The organism is Streptomyces sp. P17 (assembly GCF_032436805.1).
GTDB lineage: Bacteria > Actinomycetota > Actinomycetes > Streptomycetales > Streptomycetaceae > Streptomyces.
In genome coordinates this window covers 1-691 of sequence record NZ_JAVRBF010000237.1, presented here as the reverse complement: position 1 = coordinate 691, position 691 = coordinate 1, and the positions used below count along the sequence as shown (strand labels likewise).

The window sequence follows — 691 nt, the reverse complement described above, 5'->3', positions numbered from 1 at the left end:
AGCAGCCAGCGTGCGGTGGCCGAACGTCTCGGCCGCTCGGCGGGACTGGTCAGTCAGGTGCTGCGCAACAAATACCCCGGCAATATGGCGCTGCTCGAAGACGCCGTGCGCGGGGCCTATCTGGCCGCGACGGTGGAATGTCCGGCGCTCGGCACGCTTCCGACCGATGAATGTCAGGCATGGCGCAAGCGTGCCCGGCGCTTCGTCAACACCAACCACCTGCGCGTGCGCATGTATCACGCCTGCGCATCTTGCCCCCGCAATCAAAAGGATGCCTCGCAATGAGCGATTTCACCCCTGCCCATATTCCCGATGGCCGTGTGCATGTCGGGGACAAGACTTACCTTCCCGATGCCAAAGGCGCGCTGGTGCCCGTCGAGCTGGTCAAACCGCAACATCTTCTCGAAGACGAGACGGTCCGCAAGATCGCCGGCTTCTGGCTGGCGCTGTCGGAACAGGTCAGCCGCTTCCGCGAACATACGTTCATGGATCTGGGCGATTTCGACGCGATCCTTGCCCAGGAATATGGGGCCACCCGTGGCGGTGCCAAGGGCAACAAGACCTATCAGACCCATGACGGGCTGTTCAGGATCGAGGTTCGCATCAACGACCAGCTCGACTTCGGCCCTGAACTTCAAGTCGGCAAAGAGCTTTTCGACGAGTGTCTGAACGAATGGTCGGCCGACACGCG

The 691-nt window shown here is 61.9% G+C and carries 2 protein-coding genes; both read left to right on the top strand.

The features are described from left to right. Nucleotides 1–285: hypothetical protein (locus tag RMT89_RS40600; RefSeq protein ID WP_315888768.1), on the top strand; the 285-nt coding region annotated here is incomplete at its 5' end. After that, a partial coding sequence (locus RMT89_RS40595) for a DUF3164 family protein (protein ID WP_315888767.1) occupies nt 282–691 on the top strand: 410 nt, incomplete at its 3' end. The genes RMT89_RS40600 and RMT89_RS40595, both read left to right, overlap by 4 nt.